Below are 14999 nucleotides of genomic sequence, written 5' to 3'. Positions count from 1 at the left end.
TTTCGTATGCCTGTTCGTCATTACTGTTCGTATTCGAACGGTGTCGCACGGTGTAAACGACTGAGCGTACTATCCCTTCGCGTCCGGTTTCCGGCGGATGCTGAATATGACACGGCGATGATCCGGTCGGACTAAGCTCGCCCGCAGCGCACCGGCTTGAGATGAATTCGTGCGCTTGTTCCTCCATGTGCGGAAGTGTCCGGCCGTTCCATGGCATACCCCTTTTTCAGAAGGCCTTCATGGTGAGTGTTCAATCCCCTCCCGGTCGCGGTGAACTGCCCTACGCGCGCGTGCTGTTGCTGCCGGCCATAGTGATGGCCGCGGCGACCGGAGCCGCCGTCGCCCTGGTGACGGCGCCGGCCCGGCTCGCCGTCGGCTGGTGCGGTGGTATCGCCACCGTGCTGGTGATCGCGACGGCGGCCGAGGCGGTGCGCCGCGGCCGCGCCCTGCGGAAGCAGCGGAGCGAGCACGCCCGTCACAGCGCGTCTCTGGAACAGCGGATCGCCGCCCACGAGCACGAGTTGGTCCGCTTCTCGAGGGAGATCATTCCCGCGGCGCTCGATCTGCTGCGCACCGGAGAGTCCCCCAGGGAGGCCATCCGCAAGCTCGGTCTGGCCAACCCCGCCCACCGGGACCTCCCCGCGCCGCAGCTCGAGACACTGCTGACACTGCTCAAGATCGTCGACTACGAAGTGACCATGCGCGACGCCGCGGCGCGCTCCTTCGTCAGTGTCGCCCGCCGCGTCCAGGCGATCATCCACCAGCAGGCCGAGGAACTCCGGGAGATGGAGGAGGACCACGGCCGCAACCCCGAGGTCTTCGACGACCTGCTGCGCATCGACCACGGCAACGCGCTGATCGGCCGTCTCGCGGACTCCGTCTCCGTCCTCGGCGGCGGCCGCCCCGGACGCCAGTGGCCCGCTCCGGTGTCCCTGTACAGCACGCTGCGCGGCGCCATGTCCCGCATCCTGGAGTACCGGCGCATCCAGCTGTCCTCCATCGCCAAGGTCAGCGTCAAGGGCATCTACGTCGAGCCGGTCATCCACGCCGCGGCCGAACTCCTCGACAACGCCACCCGCTACTCGCCGCCGCAGACCAAGGTGCACGTCACCGCGACCGAGGTGCAGACCGGTGTCTGCATCGAGATCGAGGACGGCGGCGTCAACCTCAACGAGGAGGCGCGCGCCCGGATCGAGGGCATGCTGGAGGCCGCCAAGGCGGGCGTCGACCTCCAGGACATCGGTGAGCACCCGCGCCTGGGCCTGGCCGTCGTGGGCCGCCTCTGCACGGCGTACAACATGCAGGTCTCGCTGCGCGCCTCCGCGTACGGCGGCGTCCGCGCCATCCTCATCGTGCCGAGCGAGATGATCACCCACGAGCCCGGTGTCGGACTCGCCCACGGCATCGGCGCCACCGGCATCCCCATGACGGTCGGCATCCCCGAGGGCCCGAAGCGCGCACCCAAGAGGCGACGCCCCACCAGCCCGAAGATCCCGGCCACGGTCTCCCTGGAGGACGACGACGTCCCCGAGGTCACCGAGTGGACCGCGAACGGCCTGCCGCAGCGCCGCAGCAAGGTGAAGACGCCGCTGGCCGAGCGCCTCGCCCAGCAGGCCGCCAACGAGAAGGCCGACCAGGAAGCGGCCGAACGGGGCGAGTACAACCCCTGGGCCACCCCGGAGCCCGAGCCCAAGTCGTGGCACGACATGTCGTCCCCGGACGCCCCCGGCAAGGGCCTGGAGGCCTTCTGGGAGGGGCTCAAGCAGGGCATCGAACCCGGCACCCACCCGACCGACTTCATCCGGAACCCGCACAAGTACCTGCACCTGATCAACGACCCGGCCCCCACCGAGGCCGATGACGAGGGGGATCTCAAGTGATCCAGCAGCGAGGCAACTTCGACTGGATGCTCAAGCAACTCGCCGACGGCGTGCCGGGCATCGAGATGATCGTGGTGCTCTCGGCCGACGGTCTGCGCATCGCCCGCTACGGCGGCGAGCCGGACGCCGCCGACCGGGTCGCCGCCGCCTGCGCGGGCCTGCAGTCCCTCGCGGGCAGCATCTGCCAGGAACTCACCGTGGGTGACGGCGAGATGAAGCTCGTCATGATCGAGATCGACCAGGGCTACTTCTACCTGATGGGCGCGGGCGCCAACGCCTTCCTCGCGGTGCTCTCGGACGTGCGGTGCGAACCCGGCCGGATGAGCGCCATGATGCGCGACCTGGTCGTCCGGATCGGCGGCCATCTCACCAGCCCGCCCCGGCGGAACGGGCAGATCGTATGACGCCTTCGCAACGCCAGAGGCGCAGCCCCGCACCGGAACCGCCCCCGCCGCCCGCCCAGGAGGCCGAGGGCGAGGTCAGGAACCCGGAGCGGATGTACGTGGTGGCCGGGCCGGACGGTGAACGGGCCGAGCTCGACCTGGTGACCTTAATCGTGGCGCGGGCCACGGATCCGCCGCCCTCCGCCTCCCCCGAGCAGGCGGCACTGCTCCGGCTCTGCGCCGCCCCCCTTTCCGTGGCCGAGCTCTCGGCCTACCTCCACCTGCCGTTCAGCGCGATGGGCGTGCTGCTCACCGAATTGCTGACGGCGGAACTGGTGCAGGCGCGCGCCCCGATCGTCCGCCGCTCACGCACCGATCGTTCCCTCCTCGAAGCGGTGATGAATGGACTTCAACGGCTCTGACACCCTCCCGGGCCCCCGGGCCGAGGACCAGCTGCCCCACACGGCACAGTCCGCGGCCAAGATCGTGATCGTGGGCGGCTTCGGCGTCGGCAAGACCACCATGGTCGGCTCGGTCAGCGAGATCACACCGCTGACCACCGAGGAGACCATGACGCAGGCCGGCATCGGTGTCGACGACAACTTCGGCTCCGCGTCCAAGACGGCCACCACCGTGGCGATGGACTTCGGCCGGATCAGCATCACCGAGCAGCTCGTGCTGTACCTCTTCGGCACACCGGGCCAGCAGCGCTTCTGGTTCCTCTGGAACGGCCTCTTCGAGGGCGCGCTCGGCGCGGTGGTACTGGTCGACACCCGTCGGCTGGAGGTCAGCTTCGACGTGATGGGACGCCTGGAGGAGCGCGGCGTGCCGTTCGTGGTCGCCGTCAACTCCTTCCCCGACGCCCCCCGTTACGCCATCGACGAGCTGCGCACGGCCCTCGACCTCACGCCGGACATCCCGATCATCGAGTGCGACGCGCGACGGCGGGCCTCCAGCCGTGACGTCCTGATGACCCTCATGCGCTTCCTGCACTCGCTCGCCATGACGGGCTCGCTCACCTGATCCCACGTGCGCCCCCGCCCTGTTTTTTCCCCCTTACACATGGATCTACCTCAGTTTCGGAGCGACCACTGTGACGCCTGAATCCCACGCCCCGGCCGGTACGGACGCCCCCCGGACCGGCCCGCCCCCCGGCTGCCCCGCGCACGGCCTCGGACCCGGGGGACTGCACCGGCTGCACGAGTCGGATGACCTGGGAGCGCTGTACGAGCAACTGCGGGACGAGCACGGCCCCGTGGCGCCCGTGCTGCTCCACGACGACGTGCCCATGTGGATCGTGCTCGGCCACGCCGAGAACCTGCACATGGTGCGCTCGCCCTCGCAGTTCTGCCGGGACAGCCGCATCTGGAACCCGCTCAAGGAGGGCCTCGTCAAGCCCGACCACCCGCTGATGCCGCACATCGCCTGGCAGCCCATCGCCTCGCACGCCGAGGGCGACGAGCACAAGCGGCTGCGCGGCGCCGTCATGGGTGCCATCTCGACCATCGACTTCCGCAGCCTGCGTCGCTACATCAACCGCAGCACACAGGCGATCGTCAACCGGTTCTGCGAGAAGGGCGAGGCCGACCTCGTCAGCCAGTTCACCGAGCACCTGCCGATGGCGGTGATGTGCGAGATCCTCGGCATGCCCGAGTCGTACAACGACCGTCTGGTCGAGGCGGCCCGCGACGCGCTCAAGGGCACCGAGACCGCGATCGCCAGCCACTCCTACGTCATGGACGCCCTGAGCCGGCTCACCGCCCGGCGCCGGGCCCAGCCGGAGGAGGACCTGGCCAGCTATCTGATCACCCACCCGGCCCGGCTGAGCGACGACGAGGTCAGGGAGCACCTGCGCCTGGTGCTCTTCGCCGCCTACGAGGCCACCACCAACCTGCTGTCCAACGTGCTGCTGACGGTGTTGATCGACCCGCGTTTCCGGGCCCAGCTCAACGGCGGCCAGATGACGGTGCCGGAGGCGGTGGAGCAGTCGCTGTGGAACGAGCCACCGTTCAGCACGGTCTTCGCCTACTTCGCCAAGCAGGAGACCGAGCTGGGCGGTCAGCGCATCCGCCGGGGCGACGGGCTCCTCTTCGCCCCGCTCCCGGCCAACGTCGACCCGCGGGTGCGGCCGGACCTGTCGGCCAGCATGCAGGGCAACCGCTCCCACCTCGCGTTCGGCGGCGGCCCGCACGAGTGCCCGGGACAGGACATCGGCCGTTCCATCGCCGACGTCGGCGTCGACGCCCTGCTGATGCGACTGCCGGACGTCGAACTCGACTGCGGCGAGGAGGAACTGCGCTGGACGGCGTCCATCGCCTCCCGGCACCTCGTGTCGCTGCCGGTGCAGTTCCTGCCCAAGCCGCAGCAGGACGTGACGGAGACACCGAACCACAACCACGTTCCCGCCCAGCGCTCCGACTGGCAGATCGGCACGGTCAAGCCGCAGCCCCAGCCGGCCCCGGCCGCCGCGCAGCCCCAGCCCCAGCCGCAGCCCCAGCCGGTCCCGGTGTACCCGCAGGCGCAGGTGCCCGTGGCCGAACCCGTACGCCGCGAGGGCGTGTGGCCGCGCTTCCTGCGCTGGTGGCGCGGCTACTGACCGTCCGTCGGGCCGTCGCACGTCCCGGCGGCCCACCGGTCGTACGACGCCCACGCGGCGAGCTCCCGGCCGCTGCGGAACCGGTGCTCCTCGCCCGTGACCGGGTCGGTGAACTCCAGGGCCCGGGCCAGGAGTTGCAGCGGACGCCGGTAGTCGCCGGCCGGTACGGGCGCGGTCACCTCCGGGTAGAGCGGGTCGCCGAGGATCGGCACGCCCAGCGCGGTCATGTGCACGCGCAGCTGGTGGGTCTGGCCGGTGCCCGGCACCAGCCGGTACCGGGCGAGTCCGCCGCCGGCCCCGGCCGCGCGGTGCTCGACGAGCTCGACGCGGCTGACGGCGTTGGGCTCGCCCGCCACCTCCCGGGCGGTGAGCACCCCCCGTTCCTTCACGATCCGGCTGCGTACGGTCCGGGGCAGCGCGAGGCCGGGATCGTGGGGCGCGACCGCCTCGTACTCCTTGCGCACCCGCCGGTCGCGGAACAGCGTCTGGTAGGCGCCGCGATCCTCGGGGCGCACGGTGAACAGCACGAGTCCGGCGGTGAGCCGGTCCAGACGGTGCGCGGCGGTGAGCTCCGGGATGCCCAGCTCCCGGCGCAGCCGGGCGAGCGCGGTCTCGGCGACATGGCTGCCGCGCGGGGTGGTGGCGAGGAAGTGGGGCTTGTCGGCGACGACGATGTGCTCGTCCCGGTGCACGACCTCCAGCGGGAAGGGCACCGGTGCCTCGTCGGGCAGGTCCCGGTGGAACCACACGAACGCCCCCGGCGCGTAGGGTGCGTCGGCCGCCACGGCTCGCCCGTCCGCCCCGACGACCAGCCCCGCGTCGAACATCGAGTCGACGACCCCGTCGCCCGCCCCGGTGAGCCGTTCCACGAGATGCTCACGCACCGTGGCCCAGGCGCCCTCGGCGGGCAGTCGCACGCGCACCGGGTCCACCCCCTGGCGCTGTGGCAGGGGAGCGGGCGGGATCCTGGTCCTGCGTCGTCTCATCGCGGCCCAGCGTACGAGGCCGCCGGGCCGGGGCGGAAAACCACTGGGACCGCAGGCCGCTCACTTGCCAGGATGCGTGCATGCCCTTCCTCATCGCCCCGGTCCTGACCGCCGGGACTCTCGCGGGCCGCCGGCAGCCCACCCTGTCCACCGGCGACGGACTGCTGATACGGCCCTGGCGGGCCGGAGACGCGCCAGCGGTGTACGAGGTCTTCCAGGACCCCGTGATGCATCAGTGGCATGCCCGGAGCGCCGACTCCGAGGCCGAGGCGGGTGGCTGGATCGGCGACTGGCACCAGGCGTGGGAGGAGGAGCGGGAGGCGCAGTGGGCCGTCGTCGACGCCCGCTCGGACTCGCTGCTGGGGCGGGTGGCGCTGCGCGAGATACGGCTCGACGACGGCGGGGCGGAGGTGGCGTACTGGACCGTCCCGGCGGCACGGGGCCGGGGCGTGGCCGCCCGGGCCACGACCGCGCTCGCCCGCTGGGCCCTGGACGAGGTCGGGTTCCACCGCCTGGAGCTGCTGCACGCCGTGCGCAACGAAGCGTCCTGCCGGGTCGCCACGCGCACCGGTTTCGCGCTCGAAGGCACGAAGCGCAGTGCCGTCCTGCACGCCGACGGCTGGCACGACATGCATCTGCACGCGCGCGTGCGGGGCGACTGAGCGCCCGGTCCTCAGGTGGCCGGCGTCTTTTCCTGTTCCGCTTCGATGCGCGCGTTCCACTCGCGCTTCGAGGCCTGCCAGCCGTCCTCGTTGTGGCCGCGTCGCCAGTAGCCGGAAATGGACAGGTCCTCGCGCGCGACCCGGCGCTCGACCCGCAGCAGACTGCGCAGCTCCTTCACGAAGTGCGCCTCGCCGTGGACGAAGGCGTGCACCCGGCCCTCGGGGAACTCCAGGTCCCGCACGGCCTCGACCAGTGCCTCGCCGAGGGGCCGGTCCCCGCGGTGCAGCCAGACGACCTCCACATCGGAGTCGATCTTCTGCTCCTCCTCGGGCCCGGAGATCTCCACGAAGGCGTACGCCCTGGCGCCGCGCGGCAACGCCTCCAGGGCGCAGGCGATCGCGGGCAGTGCGCTCTCGTCACCGGCGAACAGATGCCAGTCGGCCTCCGGGTCCGGTGCGTAGGCGCCGCCGGGCCCCATGAACGTCACGGTCTCGCCCGGCTGGACTCGGGCCGCCCACGGCCCGGCCAGGCCCTCGTCGCCGTGGATGACGAAGTCGAGCGTCAGCTCGCGGTGTTCGGCGTCCCACTGGCGCACCGTGTACGTCCGGGTCACCGGCCACTGTTCGCGGGGCAGCTCGTCCCGGACGCGCTGCGGGTCGAAGGGCTCCGGATAGCTCACGCCCGCGGGCGGGAACAGCAGCTTCACGTAGTGGTCGGTGCAGGTGTCCGCCGTGAAGTCGGCGAGGCCCTCGCCGCCGAGCACCACGCGCTGCATGTGGGGGGTCAGCCGCTCGGTGCGGACGACCTGAGCGGAGTGCGGCTTGCGCGGCTGGCGTCCCGGTCGCTCTGCCATGAGGACCTCCCTGTCTCACACATGGTTAGGGTTACCTAAGTTAGCACCCCGTCCCCGTTCCCCACCTCTCGTGGAGAAGATCACGACCCGAGAAGGTCACGACCCGAGCGTCACCAGCAGGCGCTCCAGTGACCCGCCCAGGCCCCAGCGGACCGCCAGTGCCTCCAGACCCGCGGGGTCACGCGGTGCCCGCGGCAGCGCCGTCCCGACGTCCGGCAGCGGCACGTCGTCCGCGACCCGGACCACCTTCGGCGCGACCGCGAGGTACGGGCGGGCCTCGTCCAGCCGCCTGCGCTGCGTCGGCGTCAGCTTCGACCGCCGGTCCTCGACGGCGGCCATGATTCCGGCCAGGTCGCCGAACTCCGCCAGCAGCTTGGCGGCCGTCTTCTCGCCGATGCCCGGCACGCCCGGCAGGCCGTCGCTGGGGTCGCCGCGCAGCAGAGCCAGATCCGCGTACCCGCTGCCGTCGACCCCATACTTCCCGCGCAGCACCGCCTCATCGGTGAGCTGCAGGGTGCCCACGCCCTTCAGTGGGTACAGCACGCGCACCCCGCGCGCGTCGTCCACCAGCTGGTAGAGGTCGCGGTCGCCGGTGACGATGTCGACCGGGCCCTTCGCCCGCGCGGTGAAGGTGCCGATCACGTCGTCCGCCTCGTACTCCGCCACGCCCACGCGCGCGATGCCCACCGCGTCCAGCACCGCCTCGATGACCGGCACCTGCGGCGAGAGCGTGTCGGGCACCTCCTCCTCGTCCGGGCCGGCCGCGTGTTCCTCGGCGACGCGGTGGGCCTTGTAGGAGGGGATCAGCTCGACCCGCCAGTGCGGCCGCCAGTCGGCGTCCATGCAGGCCACCAGGTGGTCCGGCCGGTGGTCCTTGACCAGCCGGTCGATGAAGTCGAGCAGTCCGCGCACGGCGTTCACCGGCGTGCCGTCCGGTGCCTTGACCGATTCCGGGACGCCGAAGTAGGCGCGGAAGTACAGGGAGGCGGTGTCGAGGAGCATCAGTCGTCCGGTCACGCCACGCATCATGCCGTACGGCACTGACAGTGACCTGCCTCCCCTGTGACGCGCCTCACTTGTGCGTTTGAGATTTGGGAACCAGGGGAGGCGCCGCCCCGGAGCGAGGCTGGTTGCGCATTTCAACTGTTTGCGGCCCTGTCCTCGCTCTGTCCTGTTGCCGTCCAATTTGAGGTGCACGTGTCAGCAACGCTTGAGGCAGAGAGCCTGTACAAGGTGTTCGGCAGGAGACCGGGCCAGGCGGTCGAGCGGCTCGAGAGCGGGGCAGACCGGGAGGAACTGCGCGCCGAGGGCACGACCGCCGCCGTGATCGACGCGTCCTTCACCGTGGAGCCCGGCCAGATCTTCGTCGTCATGGGCCTGTCCGGCTCCGGCAAGTCCACCCTGCTGCGCATGCTGAACGGCCTGCTCGAGCCGACCGCGGGCCACGTGCGCTTCGACGGCCAGGACCTGACCACGCTCAGCGACCGCGAGCTGCGCCAGGTCCGCTCCAAGAAGATCAGCATGGTGTTCCAGCACTTCGCGCTCTTCCCGCACCGCAGCGTGCGCGAGAACGCCGCCTACGGTCTGGAAGTGCAGGGCGTGCCCCGCGCCGAGCGCACACGCCGCGCCGACGAGGCGCTCGCCCTGTGCGGCCTGGCCGGCTGGGAGAAGTCCTGGCCCGACGAGCTGTCCGGCGGCATGCAGCAGCGCGTCGGTCTCGCCCGCGCGCTCGCCACCGACGCCGATCTGCTGCTGATGGACGAGTCCTTCAGCGCCCTGGACCCGCTGATCCGCCGCGACATGCAGGACCAGCTGCTGGAACTCCAGCAGAAGCTCAAGAAGACGATCGTCTTCATCACGCACGACCTGAACGAGGCCATGCGCCTCGGCGACCGCATCGCCGTCATGCGCGACGGCCGCATCGTGCAGATCGGCACCGCCCAGGACATCCTGCTGCGCCCGGAGAACGACTACGTCGCCTCCTTCACCCAGGACGTGGACCGCTCCCGCGTCCTGACCGCCGGTGAGCTCATGGACACCTCGGTCACCGCCGACGGCCCCGGCTGCCGGTGCGAGACCGCCACGCCCGACACCCCCTTCACGGAGCTGTGCGCGATCAGCGCCCGGCTCTCCCACCCCGTCTCGGTCGTGGACGAGGACAACAAGCAGATCGGTGTCGTCCCCCGGCAGCGCCTGGTCGGCTTCCTCGGTGACGAGCAGGACGCCACCCCGCAGCCCTGCGACTCGCCGCTGGACAAGGGTGGAGAGAAGGTGACCGCCCGTGCCTAGGATTCAGCTCGGCAGCTGGGTCAACGACGCGGTCGACTGGCTCACCACCCACATGGCGTGGCTGTTCGACTTCTGCAAGACCGTCTTCCTCGGCCTCTACGACGGCATCAACGCCGTCCTCCAGGCCCCCGAACCGCTGCTCCTCGCGGGCATCTTCGCCGTGATCGCCTTCTGGCTGCGCGGCACCCTCGCCGGTGTCCTCACCTTCGTGGGATTCGCGTTCATCGACTCCCTCGAACTGTGGGAGAACGCGATGATCACCCTGGCGCTCGTCCTCGTGGCGACCGTCATCGCACTGGTGATCTCGATCCCCGTCGGCATCTGGGCGGCCCGATCCGACCGCGTCAGCGGTCTGGTCCGGCCCGTCCTGGACTTCATGCAGACGCTGCCCGCGATGATCTACCTCATCCCGGCGATCCTGTTCTTCGGCACCGGCGCCCCCGCGGGCATCGTCGCCACCCTGATCTTCGCGCTCGCCCCGGGCGTGCGCATGACCGAGCTGGGCATCCGGCAGGTCGACAAGGAACTGGTCGAGGCCGCCGACGCGTTCGGCACCACGCCCCGCAAGACCCTGCTGCGCGTCCAGCTCCCGCTCGCCCTGCCCACCGTCATGGCCGGCGTCAATCAGGTCATCATGCTCGGCCTGTCCATGGCCGCGATCGCCGGCATGGTCGGCACCGGCGGCCTCGGCGGCGACGTCAACGAGGCCATCGGGCAGCTCAACGTGGGCCTCGGCTCCGAAGCCGGTGTGGCCATCGTGATCCTCGCGATCTACCTGGACCGCATGACCAGCGCCCTGGGCACCCAGGTCTCCCCGCTCGGCCGCCGCGCCGCCGCCAAGCTGCGCGCCGCCCAGGGGCTGAAGATCTGGTCGTACCGGCCCCGCCCGGCCGTCGCCGTGATCGGTGTCGTCGTCCTCGCCCTCGCCGCGGGCGGCATGGGCGTCCTCGGTGGCGGCAAGGCCGGCACCGAGGCCGTGGCGGGCGGCAAGAACGTCGGCCAGGGCAAGAAGATCAGCATCGGCTACATCCCCTGGGACGAGGGCGTCGCCTCCACCTTCCTGTGGAAGGAGGCCCTGGAGCAGCGCGGCTACGAGGTCGAGGCCAAGCAGTTCGACGCGGGCCCGCTGTACACCTCGCTCGCCCAGGGCGACGTCGACTTCCAGACGGACGCCTGGCTGCCCACCACCCACGCCCAGTACTGGAAGAAGTACGGCAAGCAGCTCGACGACCTCGGCGCCTGGTACGACAAGACGTCCCTGGAGCTCTCCGTGCCCGCCTACATGAAGGGCATCGACTCCCTGGAGGACCTCAAGGGCAAGGCCTCCGAGTTCGACGGCAAGATCACCGGCATCGAGTCCAGCGCCGGCGAGATGGCCCTGCTCAAGAGCAAGGTCCTCAAGGCGTACGGCCTGGACAAGGAGTACAAGGTCGTCGACAGCTCCACGCCCGCGATGCTGGCCGAGCTCAAGCGCGCCTACGCCCAGAAGAAGCCGATCGTCACCACGCTCTGGTCGCCGCACTGGGCGTACAACGACTACGACCTCAAGAAGCTCAAGGACCCCAAGGGTGCCTGGGGCGAGGGCGACGGTGTGCACACCCTGTCCCGCAAGGGCTTCAAGGACGAGGACCCGACGGTCGCCGGCTGGCTGAAGAACTTCAAGATGGGCGAGAAGGAGCTCACCAGCCTCGAAGCCGAGATCAACAAGGCCGGCAAGGGCAACCAGCAGGAGGCCGTGCGCGCCTGGCTGAAGCAGAACCCCGGCTTCGTCGACAAGATGGCCCCGGTGAAGAACGCCGGGGGCAGCACGCCCGCGGAGGCCGGCCAGCCCCTGGACGTGGCGTGGTTCCCCTGGGACGAGGACATCGCCGTCACCTACCTGTGGAAGAACGTCCTCGAACGGCGCGGCTACAAGCTGAACCTGAAGCAGATGGACGTCGGCCCCGTCTACACGGGTCTGGCCTCGGGCGATCTCGACCTCAACTTCGACGCCTGGCTGCCCTACGCCCAGAAGAACTACTGGGACAAGAACAAGGACCGGCTCAAGGACCTCGGCACCTGGTACGAACCGACCTCCCTGGAGATCGCCGTACCGTCCTACGTGAAGGGCGTCGACTCCCTGGAGGACCTCAAGGGCAAGTCCGGCACCTTCAAGGGCAAGATCATCGGCATCGAGCCGGGCACCGGCGAGATGGACCTGGCGAAGAACAAGGTCCTGCCCGCCTACGGCCTGGACAAGGAGTACGAGGTCGTCGACGGCTCCACGCCCGCGATGCTGGCCGAGCTGAAGCGTGCCTACGCCAAGAAGGAGCCGATCGCCGTCACCCTGTGGTCGCCGCACTGGGCGTACAGCGACTACGAGCTGACCAAGCTGAAGGACCCCAAGAAGGCCTTCGGTGAGGGCAACACGATCCGCACCATCTCCAACGAGAAGTTCCCCGAGGAGTACCCGCAGCTCACGAAGTGGATCAAGAACTTCAAGATGAGCGAGAACGAGCTCGGCACGCTGGAGAGCGAGATCAAGGGCCGCGGCCAGGGCCATGAGGAAGAGGCCGTCGCCGCGTGGCTCAAGGAGCACCCCGACATGGTGGAGCGCATGACGCCGCAGTAGCTCCGCAGTAGGGTTTCCGGGGTGGGACGCGTGACAGGGCGCGTGCCACCCCGGACTCGTTCCCACGAGCGGGATCCGGACAACCACAGAGCGCTACACCACCCCCCGAACCCCCTCTCCCGCCCTGTTCCTCCCGTAGGAGGAATCCGAGGCCCGCCCCCGAGGGCGGCGGATCCCCTGGCGCGAACTGTGAGGTCGCGCGCCGCCCTGGATGACGTCGATGTGACGGGCGCATGAAACGGTTTGCCGAACATGCGTAGGGTGCAGACAACTCAGCATGGGACGTGCGCCGGGACACCGGCGCACCGGGAGCGGATCGACGGGTGAAGGAGGGAGCGGGAGCGATGGGCGACCACAAAGAGCAGCCCCTTCGGGTGGGCGCGGCCGTGCGTCGGCGGCGCCGCGCGCTGGACCTCACCCTCGCCGTGGTGTCCGAGCGCAGCGGCCTGTCGGTCCCGTTCCTGAGCCAGGTGGAGAACGACCGGGCGCGGCCCAGCAGGAGCTCCCTGGAGAAGGTCGCCGACGCCCTGCGCACCACCGCCGTGGAGCTCCTCGCCGCGGCCGACCCCGCGTGCAGCGTGGACGTCGTCCGCGCCGACGCCGCCGAGCCGCTGCCGCTGCCGCTGCCGCAGCCCCGGACCCGGTCCCTGGTCCGCGGCCACCACCAGATGCACGCCTCCGAGTTCACCGGCGAGCACGACGCGGGCCGTGAATTCCGGTACCGCAACGACCAGTTGATGTATGTCGCCGACGGCGCCGTGGAGATCGAGGCGGAGGGCCGCGCCTACCGTCTGGGCCGCGGCGACACGCTGTACCTCACCGGCGGCGTACGGCACCGGTGGCGGGCGGCGGAGTCGGACACCCGCGTGATCGTCGTCGCCGTGGCGGAGCACATCGAGGCGGTGCGGGACCGGCCACGCCGGTGAGGGTCGTCTCGCTGGTGCCCTCGCTGACCGAGGCCGTGGCCCGGTCCGCGCCCGGCACCCTGGTCGGCGTCACCGACTGGTGCACGCATCCCCCCGGCCTCGACGTGGCCCGCGTCGGCGGCACCAAGAACCCCAAGACCGACCGGATCCTCTCCCTCGCGCCCGACCTGGTGATCGCCAACGAGGAGGAGAACCGCGCACCCGACCTGGCGGCCCTGCGCGCGGCGGGCGTCGCGGTCCTGGTGACGGAGGTCCGCGACGTGCCGCAGGCCTTCCGGGAGCTGGCCCGTGTCCTCGACGCCTGCGGGGTGGCGTCCCGGCCGCGCTGGCTGGACGAGGCGGAGGCCACCTGGTCGTCCCTGCCGCGACCGGACACCCGCCGGACGGCGGTCGTACCGATCTGGCGCCGTCCGTGGATGGTCCTGGGCCGCGACACCTTCGCGGGTGACGTCCTCGCCCGTCTCGGCATCGACCACCTCCAGGCGGCGCATCCCGACCGCTACCCCCGTATCCCGCTCGACGACCTCCGCGCCTGCGAGCCGGACGTCGTGATCCTCCCCGACGAGCCCTACCGCTTCACCGCGGACGACGGCCCCGAGGCCTTCCCCGGCCTGCCCTGCGCGCTCGTCAGCGGACGGCACCTGACGTGGTACGGGCCGTCGCTGGCCGAGGCACCACGGGTGCTGGAGCGGGCGCTGCGAGCAGCTCACCCCTGAGCAACCCGCGCACGGTGCCCAGGGCCGCCGTGCCCCACGCGACGACCAGCACCCCGTACAGCGCGACCGCCGGCCCCGCATAGGCCACGAGCCCGGTGTGCCGGGCCAGCGCCCCGGCGCCCGTGACACAGGTGCCCACCGGGAAGGTGAACGACCACCAGGTCATCGAGAACCGCATCCCGTGCCGCCGGGCGCGCAGCACATGGGCGGTGGCGAAGCAGGACCACAGCAGCGCGAACCCCATCACGGGCACGCCGTACAGCACGGCGAGGACAGCGAAGCCCTCGGCGTACGGCTCCGGTACGACCCCGGGGGCGACGTCCGCGAACGCGCCGGCGGCGGTGGTGGACTGGCCGAGCGGCCCCAGCACCAGGAACAGCGTCGGAGTGAGGGCGAGCGGCAGCGGCCCGCCGGTGAGCAGCCGGCCGACGAGCAGCGGCAGCACGACCAGCGTCGCGAGCAGGCTCAGCCCGAACAGCGCGAAGCAGAGGAGGAGCAGCGTCTCCCGGGGCTGTCCCGGAGGCAGCCGGGGGACCAGCAGCGGTCCGACGGCGGCCGACACCATGGGCGCGACCAGCGGCAGCAGCCACACGGGCGAGGCCTGGCCCGGCTCGACCCGGTGCGTCACGGCCATCAGGTACGGCACGGCTACGGCCGCCGCCAGCCCGAGGACCGTGCCGGTGCCGAACAGCACGCCGCCGAGCGTCACCGCCGCTGCTGCGCCGATCCAGTCCCGGCCCACGGTGAGGGCACCGCCGCCCACGGCGAGCAGGGCCATCGCGAGGCAGCCGTAGAACGGGGCCGTCGCCGGGTCGAGGAGGTGCGCGCGGGCCTGGTCCCGGTGGTGCAGCCAGTGCCCGGCCCGGGCGCCGAGCAGGACCAGGAGCAGGACGAGCGAGACGGCCCAGACGCCGGTGAACAGGCCGCGCGGCCCGGGGACGTGCGCCGGGAGGGCGGGTCCGGCGGTGGCGACGACGGCGGTGCCCATGACGGTGGCGTACCAGTTGGGGCCCAGGTGACGGACGGAGACGGCGCGCGGGAGGGGCCGGGTTGCGGTGACCATGACTCAACGGTCGGGCCCGGGGGGCCCGGCCAC

Annotated in this window: 14 protein-coding genes; 10 read left to right on the top strand and 4 right to left on the bottom strand. The window is 71.1% G+C overall.

Features of this window, described 5'->3' with window-relative positions; genetic code table 11:
• Window positions 1–239: 239 nt before the first annotated feature.
• The 5 genes from ABEA82_RS28665 (at window position 240) to ABEA82_RS28645 (ending at window position 4859) form a co-directional block, all read left to right on the top strand.
• Window positions 240–1880: a sensor histidine kinase gene (locus tag ABEA82_RS28665; protein WP_345664574.1), complete on the top strand. Its 1641-nt coding sequence runs from the start codon at window positions 240–242 to the stop codon at window positions 1878–1880.
• A complete protein-coding gene (locus tag ABEA82_RS28660) occupies window positions 1877–2284 on the top strand; it encodes a roadblock/LC7 domain-containing protein (RefSeq protein ID WP_053673866.1) in 408 nt (135 codons plus the stop codon). Before ABEA82_RS28665 ends, ABEA82_RS28660 begins: the two co-directional genes overlap by 4 nt.
• On the top strand, window positions 2281–2685 hold the full coding sequence (locus ABEA82_RS28655; RefSeq protein WP_345664573.1) for a DUF742 domain-containing protein: 405 nt from the start codon (window positions 2281–2283) through the stop codon (window positions 2683–2685). Before ABEA82_RS28660 ends, ABEA82_RS28655 begins: the two co-directional genes overlap by 4 nt.
• Window positions 2666–3286 carry a GTP-binding protein gene (locus ABEA82_RS28650; RefSeq protein WP_345664572.1) on the top strand — a complete coding sequence of 207 codons (621 nt, stop codon included), beginning with the start codon at window positions 2666–2668 and terminating at the stop codon, window positions 3284–3286. The genes ABEA82_RS28655 and ABEA82_RS28650 overlap by 20 nt, the downstream gene beginning before the upstream one ends.
• Before the next feature lie 70 nt (window positions 3287–3356).
• Window positions 3357–4859 (top strand): cytochrome P450, encoded by a 1503-nt coding sequence (locus ABEA82_RS28645; RefSeq protein WP_345664571.1) that lies wholly within the window; start codon window positions 3357–3359, stop codon window positions 4857–4859.
• Here the strand turns inward: ABEA82_RS28645 and ABEA82_RS28640 are convergent.
• Window positions 4853–5845 (bottom strand): RluA family pseudouridine synthase, encoded by a 993-nt coding sequence (locus ABEA82_RS28640; RefSeq protein WP_345664570.1) that lies wholly within the window; start codon window positions 5843–5845, stop codon window positions 4853–4855. The two genes, ABEA82_RS28645 and ABEA82_RS28640, sit on opposite strands and share 7 nt — an antisense overlap.
• Before the next feature lie 80 nt (window positions 5846–5925).
• Between ABEA82_RS28640 and ABEA82_RS28635 the strand changes: the two genes are divergently transcribed.
• On the top strand, window positions 5926–6507 hold the full coding sequence (locus ABEA82_RS28635; RefSeq protein WP_345664569.1) for a GNAT family N-acetyltransferase: 582 nt from the start codon (window positions 5926–5928) through the stop codon (window positions 6505–6507).
• A gap of 11 nt (window positions 6508–6518) precedes the next feature.
• On the opposite strand, the gene ABEA82_RS28630 is transcribed toward ABEA82_RS28635, so the two are convergent.
• Window positions 6519–7361 carry a siderophore-interacting protein gene (locus ABEA82_RS28630; protein ID WP_345664568.1) on the bottom strand — a complete coding sequence of 281 codons (843 nt, stop codon included), beginning with the start codon at window positions 7359–7361 and terminating at the stop codon, window positions 6519–6521.
• Window positions 7362–7457: 96 nt separating this feature from the next.
• Window positions 7458–8387, bottom strand: a complete 930-nt coding sequence (locus tag ABEA82_RS28625; protein WP_345664665.1) for a 5'-3' exonuclease — start codon at window positions 8385–8387, stop codon at window positions 7458–7460.
• Between the two features lie 171 nt (window positions 8388–8558).
• Between ABEA82_RS28625 and ABEA82_RS28620 the strand changes: the two genes are divergently transcribed.
• From ABEA82_RS28620 to ABEA82_RS28605, 4 genes are all read left to right on the top strand, one after another.
• On the top strand, window positions 8559–9650 hold the full coding sequence (locus ABEA82_RS28620) for a quaternary amine ABC transporter ATP-binding protein (RefSeq protein ID WP_345664567.1): 1092 nt from the start codon (window positions 8559–8561) through the stop codon (window positions 9648–9650).
• On the top strand, window positions 9643–12261 hold the full coding sequence (locus tag ABEA82_RS28615) for an ABC transporter permease/substrate binding protein (RefSeq protein WP_345664566.1): 2619 nt from the start codon (window positions 9643–9645) through the stop codon (window positions 12259–12261). The genes ABEA82_RS28620 and ABEA82_RS28615 overlap by 8 nt, the downstream gene beginning before the upstream one ends.
• A 344-nt stretch (window positions 12262–12605) precedes the next feature.
• Window positions 12606–13187 (top strand): helix-turn-helix domain-containing protein, encoded by a 582-nt coding sequence (locus ABEA82_RS28610; RefSeq protein WP_345664565.1) that lies wholly within the window; start codon window positions 12606–12608, stop codon window positions 13185–13187.
• Window positions 13184–13903: a helical backbone metal receptor gene (locus ABEA82_RS28605; RefSeq protein ID WP_345664563.1), complete on the top strand. Its 720-nt coding sequence runs from the start codon at window positions 13184–13186 to the stop codon at window positions 13901–13903. Before ABEA82_RS28610 ends, ABEA82_RS28605 begins: the two co-directional genes overlap by 4 nt.
• Here ABEA82_RS28605 and ABEA82_RS28600 read toward each other — a convergent pair.
• Window positions 13815–14966, bottom strand: a complete 1152-nt coding sequence (locus ABEA82_RS28600) for a TDT family transporter (RefSeq protein ID WP_345664562.1) — start codon at window positions 14964–14966, stop codon at window positions 13815–13817. The two genes, ABEA82_RS28605 and ABEA82_RS28600, sit on opposite strands and share 89 nt — an antisense overlap.
• Window positions 14967–14999 lie beyond the last annotated feature (33 nt).

Origin of the sequence: Streptomyces venetus (assembly GCF_039540295.1) — a bacterium.
GTDB classification, from domain to species: Bacteria; Actinomycetota; Actinomycetes; order Streptomycetales; family Streptomycetaceae; genus Streptomyces; species Streptomyces venetus.
The sequence above is the reverse complement of the archived record's forward strand: the minus strand, read 5'-3'. Positions and strand labels throughout refer to the sequence as shown.

Excerpts from the sequence above, each read along its gene's own strand:
- ABEA82_RS28650 (WP_345664572.1), top strand. The coding sequence starts at position 2,666 with ATGGACTTCAACGGCTCTGACACCCTCCCGGGCCCCCGGGCCGAGGAC.
- ABEA82_RS28640 (WP_345664570.1), bottom strand. The coding sequence starts at position 5,845 with ATGAGACGACGCAGGACCAGGATCCCGCCCGCTCCCCTGCCACAGCGC.
- ABEA82_RS28625 (WP_345664665.1), bottom strand. The coding sequence starts at position 8,387 with ATGCGTGGCGTGACCGGACGACTGATGCTCCTCGACACCGCCTCCCTG.
- ABEA82_RS28655 (WP_345664573.1), top strand. The coding sequence starts at position 2,281 with ATGACGCCTTCGCAACGCCAGAGGCGCAGCCCCGCACCGGAACCGCCC.
- ABEA82_RS28600 (WP_345664562.1), bottom strand. The coding sequence starts at position 14,966 with ATGGTCACCGCAACCCGGCCCCTCCCGCGCGCCGTCTCCGTCCGTCAC.
- ABEA82_RS28610 (WP_345664565.1), top strand. The coding sequence starts at position 12,606 with ATGGGCGACCACAAAGAGCAGCCCCTTCGGGTGGGCGCGGCCGTGCGT.
- ABEA82_RS28635 (WP_345664569.1), top strand. The coding sequence starts at position 5,926 with ATGCCCTTCCTCATCGCCCCGGTCCTGACCGCCGGGACTCTCGCGGGC.
- ABEA82_RS28630 (WP_345664568.1), bottom strand. The coding sequence starts at position 7,361 with ATGGCAGAGCGACCGGGACGCCAGCCGCGCAAGCCGCACTCCGCTCAG.
- ABEA82_RS28665 (WP_345664574.1), top strand. The coding sequence starts at position 240 with ATGGTGAGTGTTCAATCCCCTCCCGGTCGCGGTGAACTGCCCTACGCG.